This window comes from Caballeronia sp. LZ043 (assembly GCF_031451075.1).
GTDB lineage: Bacteria > Pseudomonadota > Gammaproteobacteria > Burkholderiales > Burkholderiaceae > Caballeronia.
The window spans coordinates 967732-986992 of record NZ_JARUXT010000002.1 but is presented as its reverse complement, the minus strand read 5'-3'; the positions used below and the strand labels follow the sequence as shown (position 1 = coordinate 986992).

The window sequence follows — 19261 nt, the reverse complement described above, 5'->3', positions numbered from 1 at the left end:
CGACATAGCTATCAAGTCGCCGAGTTCAGACGCCTGTATGCGTGCCCGGAGTTCGAAGGGTATGGACTTCGCCATTCTGTCAGCGCTCGGACAGAAAGCCCGTCTGCTAGCGTACCGCTCACTGCGGCTGACTCGCGAGAGCCATTCGAAGGCACGTCGGACCATCAGGCCGAAGTGAAGGCGGACGCGACCTGTCGGAGACGAAACCGGCCGAGGGCGATTCCAAATCTTGATGCTCATGCGCGAAGTCTCTCTCCAACGCACGGCGCAACGTCGCACCGCGGATCGTCGCGATGAGCTTCGGCGCGAGCACCGGGCTCGTCAGATGCGCTTGAGAGCCGGCCGCCGGCGCACGTGAACGCGCGTCCGCCTGCACGGGCGCCCACGGGGCGGCCCGCATCGCACAATGCGCCCGAACGGCCCATTCACGATTGACGGTGACGGATTCGCTAACCGCTTGCCGCGGATTGCCAGCAGGGTAGCGCACTTCGAGAACCGCGCGCGCCCTCCGTGCTGACGCCCAGCGACTGCTCGTTCGGGAGGCGAGACGACTCAGGCCGGCTTGATATTCGACGCCTGCTTGCCCTTCGGGCCCATCTTCTCGTCGTAAGTCACTTTCTGCCCTTCGGCGAGCGACTTGAACCCGTTCGACTGGATTTCCGAGAAGTGTGCGAACAGGTCATCGCCGCCTGCATCCGGAGTAATGAAACCAAAACCCTTCGCGTCGTTGAACCACTTAACCGTACCGGTTGCCATTTTGGTTTTACCTTAAAAGTTAGAAACATGGCGCCGCCCTCGCGAACGCCGCCGCTATCTTGACCGCGCACGGACGCCAATGCAACAAAGAATGTCCCCAATAGCAACTGTGCGCAGTCACCCACGTTACACGTCCGCATACATTAAGACAGATACACACGTTACTGTCGAGGAATAAGGCGGGTGTCGCGAATCGATTTATCAGCGCGAAGTGCTCCGCATCGCGCGATGCGCCAGAAGGCCGTTACTGACAAGACCTGCAGCGCCTAACACGAGCAGCGCTCCTGACGGGCTCAGTACTTCAGCAATGAGACCCGCCAACATCGTTCCAATCGGCCAGCATCCGATACCGACCGTCACGAGCCCGAACACGCGGCTACGCATGGCGCTGGGCACGGACTCGATAACGATAGTCGTCTGGTGGATGTTATAAGCCGCGGATCCGAATCCGCCGATGAAAAAGATGAGGAGCAACCACGCCAATGAGACTTTGACGAAGCTCGCGGCTCCCGCAATTGCTATCGCAGAGAAAAACAACACCGACCCGGCTATCAGGCAGTTGAGGGCGCGTACTCTCATCTGAACGTTTCCGATGATCAAGCCGGCGAGAAACGACCCCGCCGGTTCGGCCGATGACAGCACGCCGATCATTAGCGCCGACAAGTTGAACGTCTCCCTCCCGAGCGGCGTCAGCAACACGTTATAGCTATAACCGCACAGGTTCGTGATGATCGTCACGAGAAGCAGCGTCATGATCATGCCGTTGCCGCGCGCGTATTGCGACGCTTCCACAAGGTCTTTGCGGATCCTTGCCAGGGAGAGCCGTTCTGACGGCATCTCGACCGACGATAGTCGCCCTATGAACGCGGCCGCACAAAACGATGCCGCTGCGGAAAGCAGATACGACGCGGAGACACCGAGCGTTCCGTAGATCCAACCACCGAGCACAGGACCGACACTTCGTGTCGCGTAGCTGGTCATACTGTCGATGGCGACGGCGCGCGAGGCCATCCCGGCGCCCGCCGCTTCCGCGATCATGCGCCGACGCGCGGGCATCTCGGTCGCGTACACCACACCGCTCACGAGCGCGGCGACGCAGAGGTGCCACGTCGACAGCACCTCGAAAATCGACAAAACGGCGACGCTTGCCGACGAAGCGCCCGCGAGCAGCAGACCGAAGAGCACGATTTTCCTGCGATCCAATGCGTCGGCCAACACGCCCATGACCGCGCCGCTCAACAGAAGCGGAACGCTCCTGCAAGCGGAAACCAGCGCGACGTCGACGGACGAATGCGTCGCCTTGAACGTGAACAAGGCAGCCGCGAGCATCTCGAGCCACATCATCGAGGTTGACACCGCGCCGGCCGTCCAGAGCGGCACAAAGCCTCTCGCGCGCATCACGCCGGCTTCACGCGTCGCGCGTTTGAGGGGATTCACATTGTTTTCGATATCTGCGGGCATGCGCTTGTTCCGCGGCTGTACAAGATTCGCGCCTGGGCTTGAGATGAGAAAGTATCGGCGGTAGTCGATCGCTCGCGGGACGCCGCTTCTGCGGCACGCCGACTGCGCCGTTGTGGCGGAGCGACCGTGATTGCCTTCCACGGATTCTCGTGCACGAAATCGTCCGTCGTGTCGGAGGCGACTCGGTACTGTCTATCTAACGCATCCTGTACGTCCCCGCCGCCGACGCGTTATCGCCTTGACTCGCAGCGACTACGGACCGCCTGCGCTTCCGTGCTCTTGATCGGACGCGACGACACGGCGATGTAGAACAATCGGAGCGGCGCCAAGCTCGCCGGAGGCGATCCGCTGCATCATCGCGGTCCAGCTGCCGCCGGTCCGGATATCGCGCGGAAACGGTAGTTAGCGCTTTCTCCCGGGTGAACGATGGTTTCCCTTTGTCAAAACGAACAGTCCCGCGCCCGCAGCCGCGATGGCGACACGGCTCGGATTCGCCTTCGCAGCGCTGATTCCCTTCGCCAGAAGACGACTCCACGTAGTGCCGCCTGGTTCTACCGTGCGGCGCGCGACCGGTGCCGGCGCAGGCTCGAGCGTGCGCACAGTCACGTGCGGCCGCGCGGACGCGCTGGCATCGTTGGCCCCGGGAATGGCGCGGGCTAGCGCGGGCATAGGTTGCATTGGTTGGGAAGCGTCCGGCGCGCGGTCGGTGGCGCCCTCGCGCTGCTCCAGTCGCGACGCCGCCGCCTCCGCGCCCAGTAACAGGACGGCGGCGGCGAAATACAGCCACATCAACAGCACGGCCAGCGAGCCTGCCGCGCCGAAGGCGTTTGCCGTTCCGGCCTGGGTGAGATACAACGCGAAGAGCTTCTTCCCCACTGAGAACAGCACCGCCGAAATGACGCCGCCGACCAGCGCATCTCCCTAAGGCACGTGACCATCGGGCAAATACTTCATCAGCGCAGCAAAAGCGCAGGAGAGAATCACGAGCCCGAGCACGAACTGCACAATGTCGCCAATGATCACAAGCGGTGAGTCACCGAACACCCATTTGCCCGCCGCCTGAACGGCAGTGTCCAATACCAGCGACACGATGAGAAGGAATGCGATGCCCATGACGAGGCCGAACGAGATCAGTCGCACCTTCACGAGCATAGCGACGCTCGATGCCTTCTTGTCGTCCTTGGGCCAGATCACCGAAAGCGCAGTGTTCAAAGAAGAAAACGTCGCCGATGCGCCGACGGCAAGCAGCACGAGCGACAACACCGTGGCAATGCCGCTACCGCCGCTCTGATGTGCGTGCTCGACGATCGCCTGCACGCTCGCGGCCGCGTCCTTACCGAGCATGCCGCTGTCTGATGGAACAGTTGTCCGCGCGCTGCCTCCGCGCCGAATACGAGACCGGCGACGGCGATCACCATCACAAGCGTCGGCGCGAGCGAGAACGCGATGCTCGCTGCCATCGGAGCAGCGCGGTCGGCACCGAACCGTTTGAAGGCGCGAACGGGCCATGCAAAAGCGCTGCTCGTCAGTGATTTGACGTTCATGGCTCCCTCCCAGTGAGTGGTGTGCGTTGCCTGAAGTATCGGGAGTGCCAGCTTTTGCTTCGACCGTTCGTGGATATCATGAGCAAGACGCTCCGGCCGTGAGCGGTGGCAATGTCGGCCGCTTACCACACGGAGCCGCGGAAGCGGCGCGATAAGACTTTGCGGATCGAACCAGCTCATGTCGAGGATTCGCGAGTCGGTGACGTAGAGAGTGTCATCCGGACTCTCGGTGAAGGTGTCGGGCCAGACCATTTGTCGGTGGTAGTGCATCACTGTCGAGAACCTCGCGCCTTCTCGCCCGCGGACCGCGCGATGCTCGACCGGGTAGACGTAGAGCCGATTTGCTGCGGGTCCAGTCGCGCGTTTGCAGTGCATCGCCGGCGAAGCGAACGTTGAGCGAGTTGAAGTCCGACACGAATCATGCCGATTCGCTGCTCGTCGTCGCAAGCTTTCTGAAACCCAAGTACGAAAAATGCTGGTCGCTCAGTATCAACAACGTTGAAATCAGAGCCATGGAGAGAGAACTCAAATCACAGGTCAGCCGGTAGAGCCACTCAACTCCGGCATGCACCTTCGATAAGCCGACTAACGAACGGCTCTGCGCATATCGAAGAACTCGTGAGCACGTACTTCGACACGCCCGCGATGGACCTGCGCGGGAAGGGCGCTTCGTTGCGCGTCCGTGCCACTGGCGAGCAACGGATCCAGACTTTGAAGCTGGACGGATCGATGACCGCCGGGCTGTTCGAGCGGGATGAATTTGAATGCGCAATCAACGGCGACGTACCCGACCTCGAGGCGCTGCTTCGAATCGTCCCCAAGAGTTCCAGGCGGCGGATATCCTGACCGCCGATAGGCTTGCCCAGCAATTGCAGCCTCTTTTCCTCACACGGATCGATCGCTGTGCCGCGTTAGTTCAAATGAACGAGGGCACCGAACTCGAGCTGGCATTGGATGACGGCTACGTTGAGGCAGGCGTTGGTGCATCGGCTCCAATACACGGTGTTGAACTTGAACTGAAAAAAGGCGATCCTGCGCAACTTTACAACTTCGCGCTGAGCATTTTGCATGAGGTCCCGCTGCGTCTCGATCATCTCGGCAAAGCCGATCGGGGATACGGGCTGCTCGTGCAGGAACCCGGCGCTCCGGTGCGGGCCGAGCCGCTGAAACTCAGGAAGCGCGCTTCCGTCGAAGATGCGTTCCAGGCCATCGCAAGAAACTGTCTCGCTCAGATCCACGGCAATGAACGAGGCGTGGTCTTCGGACAGGATCCGTCGAGCGTCCATCAAATGCGTGTGGGGCTTCGTCGCCTGCGTTCCGCACTCGATCTTTTCGCGCCTGTCATCGCGACACCCTCCGATTTCGACGGCGAACTGCGTTGGATTGCCGGCGAACTGGGCGCGGCGCGCGACTGGGAAGTGCTTTCGGGAACGACATTGGAACAAGCCATCGGCGCCGTTGACGGCGACAGCGACGTCATCGCCGTTCGGCAAGCTGCAAAGGATGTGGCCATCGCGAACCGCAAGGCTGCCGTTGCTGCCGTCAACTCCGTCCGTTACACGCGATTGATCATTCAGTTCACGCTGTGGGTAGAACAGAGGGGTTGGCGGGATGAACAGCCCGAAAAGCGTCGAGGAGCATTAGAAAATTCCATCACAGGCTTTGCAACCGAGACCTTGCTACGTCGGCACAAGAAGCTTCTTAAGCGAGGACGCGGCTTGGCCGAGCTTGACGACGAAACGCGCCATCGTGCGCGCATCGCTGCCAGAAAATTCCGTTATGCCACCGAGTTTTTGCTTCACTGTTCGAGCGTCGCGCAGTCAAGCACTATGTCAGTGTGTTGAGCGATTTGCAAGACGATCTAGGCTGGCGCAATGACGTCGTCGTCGCAAGCGAACTTCTTCGATCGTTAGGGGAATCTAACCCGCAGACGGCAGCGGGCGCGGGCTTCGCGCGCGGTTTTTAGCCTCGCGCGACGTATCGGATCATGATTCGATGAAAGCCTTGTGGAAGAAGTTCAGCCGCCTGACGCCACCACAATAAGCTGCGTGCAGGTGTTTGCTTTGAGAATGCACTGCGTCGCGCGAGAACTTCACCTCGGTCGCGACCAAATCGGTTAGGAAGATGCGCCGCAGACCATCGCGTCTGCGGCGCATCATCATTTCACTTGGTCACCTGCTTTGTCGGCTCCCTCGCAGCCTGTTTCGCAACCGGCTTGCCCGCCTCCGCTTCCGACACCTCCTGCTCAGCAAGCAGCGTCAGCTTCGCGTCGGTCGCCTTCTCCTCCTTCAAGGTTTCGAGCAGCAGGTTCATCTCGCATCCGCACTACTACTCGACGATGAGCGATTGGGCGCGCGCCTTTGAATGCCCTGTATGGATTCACGAAGCCGACCGCCAATGGGTCTTTTGTGAAAGTGATGCCGTGCGCTTCTGGTCTAGCGAGACATAGCCAATTTCATCTGACATGACCCTTCCGACGCTTGGGGGCCATTTCCCGGGCGGCGCCATCCTTCACTGGAAGGCCGGCGCCGGTGCATTGCTATCTGGCGACATTTTGCAAGTGACGCCGGACCGGTCGCACGTATCGTTCGTGTACAGTTACCCAAACTACCTACCGGTTTCCGCCTCGACCGTCCGTGCGATAGCGACGGGCCCATCACCTTGGTGAAGATAGTGCAGCCGCACGCCAACGACACGAACTGTCCAACCGGTGGATGTTGACGCTCGGCCCGACGGGCACTTTACGCCGTCCGTGCGGCGACGGTGAGCGAGGGGCGTAAAGTCCACTACGAGTCATGCGTTCGGTTCAAGTTATGGAGCGGGTCGAAACGCGCTGGTGACTATGGATTCGCCCGCTGCCTTATCGACGAACGCGCCGCATTCCCGGTCATCTGCGGCGCGTGAGCATTTACTTAGCCGCCTGCTTTTCTGCCTGTTTAGCGGCAGGCCTCTCGGCTTGCTTGACGGCGGGCTTTTCTGCTTCCCTGGAGGCGGGCTTCCCCGCCTGCTCTTCCGAAACCTCTTGCTCGGCGAGCAACGTCAACTTCTCGTCGGTCGCTTTCTCTTCTTTCAACGTGTCGAGAAGCAGATTCATCGCATCGGTGTAACCAAGCTTTTTCGCGAATGCTGCCAACGTGCCATAAGTCGCAATTTCATAGTGCTCAACTTTCTGCGCTGCGGCGATCAACGCCGCATCGAGAACCGGTCCCTTCTCGATCTCCTCAATTTGTTCCTGGCCTTCCTCAATCAACCCCTCCATGGCGACGCACTTGACGCGCTTGAGCTTGATTTCTGTGCTCCCAACGACCTGGTCGATACGCTCGATTTGCCCCTGCGTCTCCTCGAGGTGCGTCTTGAATGCGTCGGCGAGTTCAGGGTTGGTCGACGCACGCGCGAGTTTCGGAAGCGCCTTAGTCAATTGCTTTTCCGCGCTGTAGACGTCCGAGAGTGCATGAATGAACAGATCTTGCAAAGTTTTGACGGCCATGTTGCCTCCGGTGGATGGTAATCGCGCTGAGAGTCGCTCAGCTCGGCAGGTCTTGCGCAATACCCGTTCCACAGACGCGAAGGACAAGGACCGCACCAAGTCGCCTATCCTATAGGCGGTTCTTGCGTACCTGAGGCGCCGGGTTGATCCAGAGGATGTGGCCGTACGGTCCGAGATGCAGTCCGTACCGAAGAATAAACGAAGCGATCTCGCACTCCACCGACGGCGCCAGATCAACAAGCGCGCGCCAGGAACTAATGCGCTTCCGGCTGCGTTCGCTGGCTTGGTATGAGGGCCGATTGCATTCTCACGCAACACCGGCTTGTGAGAAGTCAGTCCTGCGACTCGTTAAAAATTTCAGGCGCAATTGCGGCGTAATTCACGAGTGGCAACCATGGCGATTCCGCCAATCATGTTGCCAAGCAGGGTCGGTAGAAGAAAGGCAAGGAAATAACTGGCCAAGCTGGCCGAGCCAGTCATGACGGCATATGCCGCTTCGACAGAACCAGCGATGACGTGCGCGAGTTTGCTGACCCCGACCGTATAGGTCACCAGCAAGATCGTAAGTAGCCGGGCGGCACGAGCACTCGGCAAAAGCCAGACCATCAACGCGATTAGCCAACCGGCAAAACCGGCACGCACCGTCGTCACACCGAAACTCGACGTGAACGGTGCCTGGGCGACATGAATCAGCGCTTCAGTTACTTCGGGGGAGAATGCGCCCTTAAGCTTACCTCGGTTGCCGGCTTCGTTTCGTACACCTGTTCCCAGTGATTTTTTGACTGCATAGGCGTTGACGGCTCTGGCGCAGCGCTATGCACCCGGCGAGAACGCCTCGATGATGCGACACTCGGCGACCGTGCCACAACTGCGCTGGTCGATCAGACTGTCCAGCTCCACTTTCAGCGCCTGCAGGTCGCGATCTTTCGTTCGACTTCGACGCGATGCGCGGACGCAATGGCATCAATGGCTCCGCAAGGCCGATCGCGATCATCGGCGAGTTCGAGCAGCTCGCGCACCTGGTCGAGCGAAAAACCCAGGTCGCGCGCGCGGCGGATGAAGCTCAAGCGGCCAAGATGCTCGCTGGAGTACGCTCGGCAATTCCCTTCAGTCCGTGACCCTGCCTTGTTTCCACGTACAGCAGATTATGCAGCGATCATCCTAGCCTCGTAATCGACGGGAGCGGAGAAATCGATAGAGGTGTGCAGGCGTTGTCGATTGTAGTAGCCCTCGATCCAGTCGACGATATCCAGACGGGCTTGAGCGCGCGTTTCGTAGAGAACTTGATAGATTCGCTCGACTTTCGTAAGCACCTCGCGGCGGCCGTCGTAGACGCCGGCGCGGCACGAGATCAAAGTAGTGCCCATCATTTTCGATTTGATGGACACCACTGTGACAGAGGCGGAAGCCAAGCCGGGTAGCCGCAAGGGACGCCCGAACCATGATCCGGAATTTCGACGCCGGCTTGCGGCCGTGGCATGTGAGCCTGGCGTGTCGGTCGCGAAGCTGGCCCGGGAGAGTGGCATTAATGCAAACATGCTGTTCTCATGGCGGCGTCGGTATCGCGAGCAATTGCAGGCCGAAGCGACTTCCATGATTCCAGTGGCAGTGGTCCATGAGACGCTGCCCGCGCACGTGGCGATGACGCCGGAAGCACGGGACGTTGGCAATCGGACGCCACTCGCCGGGGCGATCGAGATTCGAATCGGCAGCGTAGTCGTCAAGGTCGACGGCGTCGTCGATGCCGATACGTTACGGAGCGTACTAGCGAGCGTGCGATCGTGATTGCGCTGCCTACGGGTACACGCGTCTGGCTGGTGGCAGGCGTCACCGACATGCGCTGCGGATTCCAGGGACTGGCGGCGAAGGTACAAACGGCGCTCGAGGAGAATCCGCTGGGCGGCAACGTGTTCATCTTCCGCGGTCGTCGCGGCGATCTCGTGAAGGTCCTGTGGGCGACCGAGGACGGGCTCTGGCTCCTCGCAAAACGGCTTGAGCGAGGCCGTTTCGTCTGGCCCCAGGCCGATGGCGGCAAGGTCTATCTGACGGCGGCGCAACTGTCGATGTTGCTCGAAGGCATCGATTGGCGGCAGCCGCGTCGGACCGCTGCAATGTCGATGTTGTAAACCGCCCGGAAGGCTCGTAAACTGCGCCGCATGTCGAACGCCGCCGAACTCCCTGACGATGTCCAAACCCTGCGGGCCTTGCTGGCCGAGGCCCGTGCCCAGCTTGCCGAGCGCGATCTCGAGATCGAGCAACTCAAGGCGCAGATCGACAAGCTCAAGCGCATGCAGTTCGGACGCAAGTCCGAGCAGTTGGACCGCGAGGTCGCGCGGCTCGAGACCGCCCTTGAGGATCTGACCGGTGAGCGTGGCGTCGCTGATGTGCGACGTGCTCGCCAATCGAGTGCGAGCACGCCTGTTGGTGACGCGTCGCCGAAAGAAGCGCTGCCGGCGCATCTGCCACGCGAAGAGCGCGTGCTGGAAGCCGACGCGACCTGCCCGAAGTGCGGCAGCGCCATGCAGCCGCTCGGAGAAGATGTGTCCGAGCAACTCGCTCGCGTCTCGGCGATGTTCAAGGTGATTCGCACGATCCGACACAAGACGGTCTGTCCGTGCGGCCACCACTTCTCGCAGCCGCCTATGCCTGGCCTGCCGATCACGCGCAGTATCGCCCATCCAAGCCTGCTGGCCGACATCCTCGTCTCGAAGTACGCGGACCACACTCCGTTGTACCGGCAGTCGCAGATTGCCGCGCGCGATGGCGTGAAGCTCGACCCGGCCAGCATGGGACGCTGGGTCGGCCAGTGCGAGGCGCTTTGCGGGCCGCTGACCGAGGCGCTGCGCCGCTACACGATGGCAACGTCGAAGCTGCACGCGGACGACACGCCGATCCCGGTGCTCGCGCCGGGCAACAAGAAGACGAAGACCGGGCGACTCTGGGTGTACGTGCGCGACGACAGCCGTTCGGGCTCGAAGGAGCCGGCTGCGGTGTGGTTTGCCTACTCGCCCGACCGCAAGGGCATCCATCCACAGACCCATCTCGCCGGATTCGAGGGCATCCTGCAGGCCGACGCCTACGGCTGTACGAGAGCGGCAAGGTCCATGAGGTTGCATGTTGGGATCATGCGAGACGGTACATATACGACGTTCACGCCCGCACGCCCACCGAAGCGACTCGGCAGGTGCTCGAATTGATCGGCGAGCTCTACGGCATCGAGGCTCACATCCGTGGCAAACCGGTCGCTGAACGGCTGCGAGTAAGACAGGAGAAAAGCGTGCCGCTGCTGGCGGCAATCAAGGCGTGGATGACGGACAAGCTCACGACGCTGTCGAAGAAATCCGAGCTGGCGAAAGCGATTCGTTACTCGCTCAACCAGTGGGATGCCCTCCTGCTGTATGGCAAAGAGGGCCGCGCCGAGATCAGCAACGCCTTGGCCGAAAACGCGCTGCGTTGCGTGAGTCTGGGCCGGAAGAACTTCTTGTTCGCGGGCTCCGACAGCGGGGGCGAGCGGGCCGCCGCTATGTACGGTCTGATCGGAACTTGCAAGCTCAATGGGATCAACCCGCGCGCCTACCTCGAACACGTCCTGACTCATATCGCGGACCATCCCATCAACCGCGTCGATGAACTGCTGCCCTGGAACATGGCCAGCAAGCTGCCCTCGCACCCTGACTTACCCGCGTCTACTGCCTGATTGCCGACCAGTGAGAAGCCCGTAGCCTGATTCCCCGATCATGCCTCACGCGAACGTCCCGTTGCGAACGGCCGTCGCGAGGTGCTTACCGAGGAGCAGCAGGATCACCGTCATCACTATCACTTTGACACCATCAAGAATTGGCCGAGCGGCCTGCCGTAGATAGGGTCGCACATGAGACGGGAAAAAGGGCCCCGAAGAATTGGCGGCTTGGCTGGTTTTCGTCGCCACATCCGCCCATCGTCTCTTTCTCGCCCATAAATGCGGCAGATTGCCCAGTCGTCCGAGCGAGACACCGTGTCACTTCCTGCTCGAACCGCTCGGGCTACGGGCAAATAGGAACAGCCCGGCTCCCACCAACGCCGCTACCAAGCGGACAGGGTTCGCTCTCAGCAACTGCAGAACGTGTGAAGCAGCGGGCGAGCGCAGGGTGTCGGAGGCGCGTCCAGCCGTGTTCAAACGTTTAGCGCGTGCGGGGGGCTGCGGATTCGACGGCGCAGAAACGGGGGACACTACCGCCCGGCCGGAAGTCGAAGTCTGGGGAACGGCATCTGCAGTAGCACCGCGGGTCTCCCCCGATTTTTTTGCTGTGCCCCCTTGATATTCTTCGCCACGTTGTTCGACCCGTGATGCAGCCGCCTCTGCTCCCAGCAAGAGCACCGCAGCGGCAAAATACAGCCACATGAGTAGAACAGCCAATGATCCGGCCGCGCCGAACGCGCTTGCGGTCCCGGCGTGCGTGAGATAAAGCGCGAAAAGCTTCTTACCGACCGAGAAGAGAACCGCAGCGATGCTGCCGCCTACCAAGGCGTCGCGCCATGGCACATGACCGTCGGGTAGGTACTTCAATAGCGCAGCGAAAGCGCATGAAAGGATCAGTAGCGCGATCACAAACTGCGCGACGTCGGTGAGAACGACGAGGGGTGACGCGCCAAACGCCCACCTTCCCGCTGCCTGCACGGCAGCATCCAAGACCAGCGATATGACCAGCAAGAATGCGACGCCCATCACGAGCCCGAAGGAGATAAGGCGGACTTTGACAAGCGTCGTGACGCCGGACTTCGCCTTGTCTTCAGACGGCCAGATGATCGAAAGAGCGGTGTTTAACGACGAGAACGTCGCGGAGGCGCCAACGGCTAACAACGCAAATGAAATCAGGGCCGCCAAGCCGCCGCCGCCACTCTGATGGGCATGTTCCACGATTGCCTGAACACTAGCCGCTGCCTCTTTTCCCAGCATGCCACTGATCTGCCCGAATAGCTGCCCGCGTGCTGCTTCCGCTCCAAAGACAAGGCCGGCTACGGCGATCACCATGACGAGCGTCGGCGCGAGCGAAAACGCCGAGTAGAACGCAATGCTGGCGGCCATCGGCGCGCATCGGTCCGCAGAGAAACGTTTAAACATCCGGACCGGCCAAGCGCTTGCTCGGCTTATAAAAGACGGCGAGGTCATTGCAGGTCTCCGTTTAGGATTCCCCCACATATAGCATCGATGATGCCTAGAATGAATGCGCGGCGCCGATCGATCGCATGCCGTGCTTAGAATGCGGCGTGCGAGCGCAGTTAGCGTGATGAACAAGCGTTCCGAGTCGCTGCTCGACTATTCTGAGCGGCTGTCCCCTATCTCGGGTCGCAACGCCGAGTTGAGCAAATAAGCGGCGCAACGCCCTTGGCACACGCATTGCTCGATGAATAAGACCGCGCGCTTGATGTTTGAACGCGAAGCGGTCCTGTCAATCAGCGGCGGTGCCGCATACGTCAGCGCACGTTCGTTGCGCTGAGACTCGAAGCGCGGAGGCCGTAGTGACGTCGAGGCGCTCTCCGGCCGCTTCGAGCTATACCCTCCATCACTTTTGCGTACACGGTGCCGTGATGGCCTGCGCGCGACCTCATGAAAAAAGGAGCCATTGATGTTCATTCATAACAAACGCCTGCAATACACCGTCCGCGTTGCAGGGCCGAACCCCGGCCTTGCCAATTTACTGCTCGAGCAGTTCCGTGGGCCACAAGGTGAACTCGCCGCCGCGTGCCGCTACTTCACTCAGGCGGTTGGCGAAGATGACCCTGGTCGTAAGGACCTGTTGTTCGACATCGCCACTGAAGAATTGAGCCACCTCGAAATCATCGGTTCGATTGTGGCGATGCTCAACAAGGGTGCGAAAGGTAAGTTGGCCGAAGGCGTCGAGCAAGAGGCGGAGCTTTACCGTTCGCTCACCGGGGCCGGCAATGACTAGCACATCACCTCGATTCTGTACGGCGGCGGCCCCCCGCTGACGAACTCGGCAGGCGTGCCTTGGACTGCGGCCTACATCGATACGATCGGTGAACCCACCGCCGATTTGCGTTCCAATATCGCGGCTGAGGCCAGAGCGAAGATCGTCTACGAACGGCTTATCAACGTCACTGACGATCCGGGCATCAAGGACGCACTCGGCTTTCTGATGACGCGTGAGATTGCGCACCAGAAGTCCTTCGAAAAAGCGCTGCATTCTATTCAACCGAACTTTCCGCAAGGCAAGTTGCCGGGCAATCCGGAATCACGAACGTGTACTTCAACATGTCCAAGGGCGACGACGTCCGCGGTCCATGGAACGAAGGCGGCGACTGGGAGTTCGTCGCGGACCCGCAACCCGCTGTCGACGGAGGCGACGGAACCGCTACCGTTACAGTGTCTGAGGAGGATGTGCAGACGCTGCAGTCGATGGCGTCGCGCACTGCATCCGATCCGACTGCCGATCCCACGACCGGCGGAGACCTTGGATCTGGCAAGTCCGTCTGACCGTCGGACAAAGCGTCTGATAAGCAACCGCGCTCCGGGCGCAGCACGCCCATCTAGGCAGGAGGACGTCCCGAATGCCCGCTGTTATCGGTGGAAAATCGTTTTAGGTCATCGCGACCCGGTTGACTGGATTGCATGCGCACTGGTCATCATCGCCCAACTGGGGCCAGACGGCGCCAGTTTGACCACGGTGCAGCGCTATCTGGCGCAGCCGTCCGCTTGCACGCATGGGGTACGTGCCGGTCGGACACGCGGGCTTCTGTCCCCCCTTACGCGCGCATCTCGCTATGGGCTTGCGCGACACTAACGAACTGCAGGAGGTAGAAATGAACAGCGACCAAAAAGAAGGCATCAAGGAACGGATTAAGGGCTGGACCGACACTGCGATTGGTACCCTGACGGGAAATGAAGATCGCAAGCTAAAGGGCGACGTTGAGATCACGAATGGCGCCAACAGGAAAGACTACGGCGACCAGAAGGACAACATTGGCAAAGGTGTTGAAGACCCGGGCGAGCCAACGAATCAGTGATTTAAATTCAGTGGTCTGTCACCTTGCGACAATGAGCGGGCGGAGCCCAACGCTTACAGAACTTCCTGATCATCCTTACTACGGATGCGGCTCTATGCATAACGATGACAAGACGTCTACACGAACGCGCACGCCGCTAGATCCGCAACTGGAAAGCGCCCTGAGGAGTGTGTTTGGCTTCCCTGATCTGCGGCCCGGACAGGAAGAGGTTGTCCGCAGTGTCCTCGAAGGACGCGATACACTGGCCATCATGCCAACGGGCGCGGGCAAATCGCTCTGCTATCAGTTGCCGGCGCTACATCTCGATGGCATGACACTGGTTGTATCGCCGCTGATATCGCTGATGCGCGATCAGGCCAGCAAGCTGATGGAAGCTGGCATCGCGGCAACGGTCATCAACAGCACGCTGTCAGCAATCGAGGAGCGCGATGCGCTGCGGGCTTTCTCGGACGGTGCGATTCGCATCCTGTTTGTCACACCCGAGCGCCTCGTTACCAATGAGTTCGTCACGATGCTCACGGCCGACGGCATGCCTGATGTGCCGCTCGTCGTCATCGATGAGGCACACTGCATCTCGCAATGGGGACATGACTTCCGTCCCGCCTACGTCGAGCTAATACATGCAGTGAAAAACATCGGGCACCCGCCTGTGCTTGCGCTAACCGCGACCGCGACACCGGCCGTCGGCGCGGACATCGTGCGCGAATTGCAAATGCGCGATGCAAACATTATTAATACCGGCGTCTATCGCGACAACTTGCACTTCGCCGTCGAACAGATGACAAATCTCGATGACCGGCGAAAGCGCGCGGTCGAACTGGCGAGAGCGGAGGAAGGCAGCGGCATCATCTATTGCGCGACCGTGGCGGAGTGCGAGACGCTGCATGCACTGCTCCTTGATGCAGACGTCCACGCCGAGCACTATCACGGCAAGCTGTCGGCCAAGGCCCGCTCGGAGGCCCAGGACGCCTTCATGGAAAACCGCGCACGCGTGATGGTAGCAACGAACGCGTTCGGCATGGGCATGGACAAACAGGATATTCGCTTCATTATCCATGCGCAGATGCCGGGCAGCCTCGATGCGTACTATCAAGAAGCAGGCCGCGGCGGGCGCGACGGCGAAGCCGCGCGCTGCATTCTTCTGTTCGAGTTGAAGGACAGGCAGGTCCAGCAGTTTTTCCTTGGCGGACGCTATCCAACTACGGAAACCATCCGCAAGGTGGCCGAAACGGTGCAGATGCTCGCGCGGAACAGCGAAAGAAAAGTCCTCGAAAAACCGCTTGAGCGGTTACGACAAGCGTTGCCGAACGTAGGCATCAACAAGCTACGCGTGGCGACAACGCTGCTCAACGATATAAAAATGACCCGCCGCACGCGCAACGGTGGCTTGAGGCTCATCGACGACGGCGGCGCAATGGCGAAAGTCGACGCGACCGCCGAACAATTCGCAGCACGCGCCGAGCGCGACCAAGCGGTGCTTGACCGCATGATTACCTACGGGCAAAGCGCCCGCTGTAGATGGCGGATGTTGCTCGACTACTTCGCCACCGATGTCGCAGGTATCGTAGATGCGCGATCTCAAGTGTCATCAGGCGATCGAAAACCGATCGATGAACTCGGCGGCGAAAGCTGTGGCGTGTGCGACAACTGTATGCACCCGCCCACCGTGCAGGAGAGTCCGCGTGAAATCCAAGTGCCGGCGCACGCGCATGAGCTCACGCGCACCTTCGCGGTAGGCGACGTCGTCCGCGTGCGCCGTTATGGTGAAGGGACGGTAGAAATGGTCAGCGGCGATCGCGTCGCCGTGCGCTGATCGGACGACGAGACGCGGACGTTCATCGCCCGCTATATGAAGCGGGCTGCCTTCCCCCAGGGGATTAACGCCCGTGGAATTGAGGCGGAGCACTGCTTTGCTGAGCCCGCCCGGCGATAGCCTTTGTGCGAAACCATCGTTCACTGACACGGTTTGCCGCCACTACGAAGCACGAAGGCGCAGGGCGGAGCGAGCTGGAGCGTGGCTCCGACTGATGACAACGCACGGCGCTTGCTCTTACGTCGCGACGACTGCGACACGAGTTTGAGTTTCTCGTCGTAAGGACCGGTGTGTTTGACTACCGGGCCGAATCGACGCTCATTTAAAGACTTTTCCTAAATCGGCATTTGCGAGGCTCTATGAATCGTCCGTCCCGCCAGAACCCCACCGTTGGGCGCGTCCTCCCGTCATTGGCGCTCGCCGCCGGTGCGCTTGCCTCGCTCGCAGTTTGGAACCTCTCTCACGCACGAAAGGCGGAACGACGTAACCCACCCGCCGGTCGGTTTATCGAGGTCGACGGGGTGCGCCTGCACTATCTCGAAAAGGGTAACGGTCCTGCCGTTGTGCTCCTCCATGGAAACACAGTCGCGCTGCAAGACGGACTTTGTAGCGGTCTGTTCAATCGGCTGGCGGAACGGCATCGTGTCATTGCGTTCGATCGCCCCGGCTTTGGTTACAGTGAGCGGCCGCGCGACCGACTTTGGACGTCACAAGCGCAAGCTCAGCTATTGCATGAGGCGCTCGACAAACTGAGCGTCGAGCAGCCCGTGGTACTCGGCCATTCGTGGGGCACGCTGGTGGCCCTCGACCTGGCGATGGGTTTTCCTGCGGACGTGCGGGGCCTGGTTCTGATTTCCGGCTATTACTACCCTAGCGCTCGACTGGACGTCGCGATCAGCGCTCCAGCGGCAGTCCCGCTCCTGGGCGATGCACTGCGTTATACGGTGTCTCCCCCCACCGCGCGGCTGTTGCTCAAGCGCACAGCAGAGGCGATGTTCGCGCCCACGCCTCTGCCCGAAGATTTCTTTGTTGCCATGCCTCGAGATTTCTTATCCCGTCCGCTCCAGATTCGTGCCGAAGCGGAGGACGCAGCGTTTATGATTCCGGCAGCGGCGCGGCTCCACAAACGCTATCCTGAGCTAGCGCTGCCACTCGCTATCTTCGGAGGTGCCGACGATAAGGTCGTCGACGTGGAGGCCCATTCGGTCCGGCTGCACCAAGATGTCCCGCAGAGCGCGCTGAACGTCATTCCAGGTGTGGGCCACATGGTGCACTACGAAATTGCCGAGCAGATCGAGCGTGCGATACGACACATGACGCGCGCAGGAGACGGCACACAAGGACGATTCGCTGTGGCGTCGTAGCTTGCAATCATTTTGGGGCTCTGCGAAGAGCGTTAATCGACGACGTGCGCAGCGTTGAGGCGCGCCGCGCTCTGCACTGAACTGCGGCTCATGTTTTACCCGATCTGCTCCCTCTCTCAGAATCGTCCGTGGGTTTCGACCGACCAAGCAGCCGGCAGCGTCGGCTCACAGCGGTAAGCCCCATGGCTCGCGCATAAGCCGAGAAGTTCTGGCACGTGCGTGCGCGGGATATCTACAAACCAGCATCGCAATTGGCGTTGGAACAGTTCGTCGTCAAGCGCGTGGTAGGGATAATCAGACGTTTTCAGTAAAACCGATAGCCGCTCCGCGGCGAAACGGAGCCCCAGACACCTTTCGTAAGATGGCTGGACACGATTGAGCGCCTTGACTAACCGGTTACGCGCCGATGCCCGAGTGACGGACTGCAAGAGCATCTGCTGGAGAACATAGTAAAGCGGCGCTCGGGAATCCTCGGGGATCCGGGTGAGCAACGGGGTCAGTGTCGGCGCCGCGTCAGAAACGTCCGCCGCACCGACCATGACGCACCTCAGGCGTGACCACTCGCGCTTTGAGAGGTTCTTGCGCTCAGCGTCCTCTGTCTGCCCGTTGGCTGTCTCAGAAGCGAGAAGAGCCACATCGCCGTAGTCTTTTGCACCCTTCGCGCGGTTCGCTCGAACCGACATGACGACCAGATTGCCTCGCGCGTAGGCGCCATCGTTATAGATGCGATCCACGGACCAGTCGCTGTCACATAACGCGCCGTGCATAAGCGTCATCAAGGTTATCGGGCAGGTCTCGCAGTCGATTTTCTTGAGGTACGCCGGGTCGACGTCAGCGCTCAGGATCCGACGTCGTTTGAAGGCGTTCACACGGAGCTGCAGCCATTTCGAGACGAACCGGTCGGGGCGGTGTTGAGCGACAAGGAAATGTTCGCGCCCGGCGGCATATTCGGTGAGAAGATCCAAGTCGTGGGCTGCCGCATCCATCGGGCGGCCAAACCGGGCGAAATCCCATCCAATATCAAAACCGATGGTGCTCGCTTCATCCGGTGACATGGCTGGTGACCCTCCCAAAGCATGCTTCGACGGTGCAAGCGTCGGGTTTGCGAGCCTGCTTGCCCGATCTCTTACTATTCGAGCCGTCACCACATCGTCGAGTATTGCGCAATCAGGCTGGTGGCTATTGAACACCCTTCTTAGCCGCCAGCGCTTGCGCCATTTCTAGATGATGCTGGATCGTCGGCAGCGCCTTAGCGGCCGCTTTTTTCAAATCAGCATTCTGTCCCTCCTGAGCTTCCTTTTGGAAGGCCGCAATTGCCTTTTGATGCCCCTCGATACCAACGGACTTGATATAGGCCGTATCGAACGCCTTCCCCTTTAATGGTTTCAGCGCATCGAGCACTGCGGGGTCGGAATTGTCTTTGGGGACCGCAACACCGTGCGGGGCCGCCATCTTGAGCTCGACAGTCAGCTTGGTGTGATCGACCATCATGTGATGGGCGAAGTCTTTGACGTGCTTATCTTGCGACTGCTTCGTGGCGAGTTTCGCGGTATCACTTTCGGTCGAACTAGATTCCGATGCGGCCTGCACGAACGCCTTGTCGACCGGAGGGAGGTCGTTGGCTTGCGTCGTGCTTGCAGCCTGAGTTTGGGCAAACCCGGATGAAAAAGCGCCAAGTAACGCAACGCTCAACGTTACATGGACAGTCAGATTTCGCTTTACGGGACGCTCCTTCAATTTTTTTGTGGGCACGGTGTATGAGCAACCGCTGTGCCGGGGAGGGCCCCTCGGTCCGATGCCGGCCGCGTCCCGCTCGGCTGTTGCGCCGGCA

The 19261-nt window shown here is 60.4% G+C and carries 13 protein-coding genes and 7 pseudogenes; 9 read left to right on the top strand and 11 right to left on the bottom strand.

Features of this window, described 5'->3' with window-relative positions; translation table 11 throughout:
• Nucleotides 1-552: 552 nt before the first annotated feature.
• The 3 genes and pseudogenes from QCE64_RS18040 to QCE64_RS18030 all read right to left on the bottom strand — a co-directional run.
• Nucleotides 553-756: a cold-shock protein gene (locus QCE64_RS18040; protein WP_309806740.1), complete on the bottom strand. Its 204-nt coding sequence runs from the start codon at nt 754-756 to the stop codon at nt 553-555.
• A 201-nt stretch (nt 757-957) separates the two neighbouring features.
• Nucleotides 958-2217, bottom strand: a complete 1260-nt coding sequence (locus QCE64_RS18035; protein WP_310005221.1) for an MFS transporter — start codon at nt 2215-2217, stop codon at nt 958-960.
• Between the two features lie 660 nt (nt 2218-2877).
• Nucleotides 2878-3761 (bottom strand): annotated as a pseudogene (locus tag QCE64_RS18030) (YihY/virulence factor BrkB family protein); the annotation flags it as partial.
• A 618-nt stretch (nt 3762-4379) separates the two neighbouring features.
• On the opposite strand from QCE64_RS18030, the gene QCE64_RS18025 reads away from it, so the two are divergent.
• Nucleotides 4380-4607, top strand: coding sequence for a CYTH domain-containing protein (locus QCE64_RS18025; RefSeq protein WP_310005218.1), 228 nt, complete (start codon nt 4380-4382; stop codon nt 4605-4607).
• Nucleotides 4526-5727, top strand: a pseudogene (locus QCE64_RS18020) (CHAD domain-containing protein). The gene QCE64_RS18025 and the pseudogene QCE64_RS18020 overlap by 82 nt, the downstream one beginning before the upstream one ends.
• A 197-nt stretch (nt 5728-5924) precedes the next feature.
• Here the strand turns inward: QCE64_RS18020 and QCE64_RS18015 are convergent.
• The 5 genes and pseudogenes from QCE64_RS18015 to QCE64_RS17995 form a co-directional block, all read right to left on the bottom strand.
• Nucleotides 5925-6074, bottom strand: a complete 150-nt coding sequence (locus QCE64_RS18015) for a hypothetical protein (protein WP_310005213.1) — start codon at nt 6072-6074, stop codon at nt 5925-5927.
• Between the two features lie 688 nt (nt 6075-6762).
• Nucleotides 6763-7248: pseudogene (locus tag QCE64_RS18010) on the bottom strand (ferritin-like domain-containing protein); the annotation flags it as partial.
• A 332-nt stretch (nt 7249-7580) separates the two neighbouring features.
• Nucleotides 7581-7980 (bottom strand): annotated as a pseudogene (locus QCE64_RS18005) (formate/nitrite transporter family protein); the annotation flags it as partial.
• A 170-nt stretch (nt 7981-8150) separates the two neighbouring features.
• Nucleotides 8151-8315, bottom strand: coding sequence for a MerR family DNA-binding protein (locus QCE64_RS18000; protein WP_310005211.1), 165 nt, complete (start codon nt 8313-8315; stop codon nt 8151-8153).
• 78 nt (nt 8316-8393) lie between these two features.
• Nucleotides 8394-8552: pseudogene (locus tag QCE64_RS17995) on the bottom strand (IS3 family transposase); the annotation flags it as partial.
• Nucleotides 8553-8607: 55 nt separating this feature from the next.
• Between QCE64_RS17995 and tnpA the strand changes: the two are divergent.
• The 3 genes and pseudogenes from tnpA to tnpC all read left to right on the top strand — a co-directional run bounded on the left by tnpA (nt 8608) and on the right by tnpC (nt 10945).
• Nucleotides 8608-9033 carry an IS66-like element accessory protein TnpA gene (tnpA, locus tag QCE64_RS17990; protein WP_310005208.1) on the top strand — a complete coding sequence of 142 codons (426 nt, stop codon included), beginning with the start codon at nt 8608-8610 and terminating at the stop codon, nt 9031-9033.
• The gene (tnpB, locus tag QCE64_RS17985) at nt 9030-9374 is read left to right on the top strand and encodes an IS66 family insertion sequence element accessory protein TnpB (RefSeq protein WP_310005206.1); all 345 of its coding nucleotides are present in this window, start codon (nt 9030-9032) and stop codon (nt 9372-9374) included. Before tnpA ends, tnpB begins: the two co-directional genes overlap by 4 nt.
• A gap of 30 nt (nt 9375-9404) precedes the next feature.
• Nucleotides 9405-10945 (top strand): annotated as a pseudogene (gene tnpC, locus QCE64_RS17980) (IS66 family transposase).
• Nucleotides 10946-11245: 300 nt separating this feature from the next.
• Here tnpC and QCE64_RS17975 read toward each other — a convergent pair.
• Nucleotides 11246-12397 carry a YihY/virulence factor BrkB family protein gene (locus QCE64_RS17975; RefSeq protein ID WP_310005204.1) on the bottom strand — a complete coding sequence of 384 codons (1152 nt, stop codon included), beginning with the start codon at nt 12395-12397 and terminating at the stop codon, nt 11246-11248.
• 457 nt (nt 12398-12854) lie between these two features.
• On the opposite strand from QCE64_RS17975, the pseudogene QCE64_RS17970 reads away from it, so the two are divergent.
• The 4 genes and pseudogenes from QCE64_RS17970 (at nt 12855) to QCE64_RS17955 (ending at nt 17430) form a co-directional block, all read left to right on the top strand.
• A pseudogene (locus QCE64_RS17970) lies at nt 12855-13723 on the top strand (manganese catalase family protein).
• A gap of 326 nt (nt 13724-14049) precedes the next feature.
• On the top strand, nt 14050-14253 hold the full coding sequence (locus tag QCE64_RS17965) for a CsbD family protein (RefSeq protein WP_310005202.1): 204 nt from the start codon (nt 14050-14052) through the stop codon (nt 14251-14253).
• A 94-nt stretch (nt 14254-14347) separates the two neighbouring features.
• Nucleotides 14348-16066 (top strand): ATP-dependent DNA helicase RecQ, encoded by a 1719-nt coding sequence (locus tag QCE64_RS17960; RefSeq protein WP_310005200.1) that lies wholly within the window; start codon nt 14348-14350, stop codon nt 16064-16066.
• 359 nt (nt 16067-16425) lie between these two features.
• Nucleotides 16426-17430, top strand: coding sequence for an alpha/beta hydrolase (locus QCE64_RS17955; protein ID WP_310005199.1), 1005 nt, complete (start codon nt 16426-16428; stop codon nt 17428-17430).
• Between the two features lie 116 nt (nt 17431-17546).
• Here QCE64_RS17955 and QCE64_RS17950 read toward each other — a convergent pair whose 3' ends face one another.
• Nucleotides 17547-18485, bottom strand: coding sequence for a hypothetical protein (locus QCE64_RS17950; protein ID WP_310005196.1), 939 nt, complete (start codon nt 18483-18485; stop codon nt 17547-17549).
• 124 nt (nt 18486-18609) lie between these two features.
• On the bottom strand, nt 18610-19122 hold the full coding sequence (locus QCE64_RS17945) for a DUF4142 domain-containing protein (protein WP_310005194.1): 513 nt from the start codon (nt 19120-19122) through the stop codon (nt 18610-18612).
• Between the last annotated feature and the right edge of the window lie 139 nt (nt 19123-19261).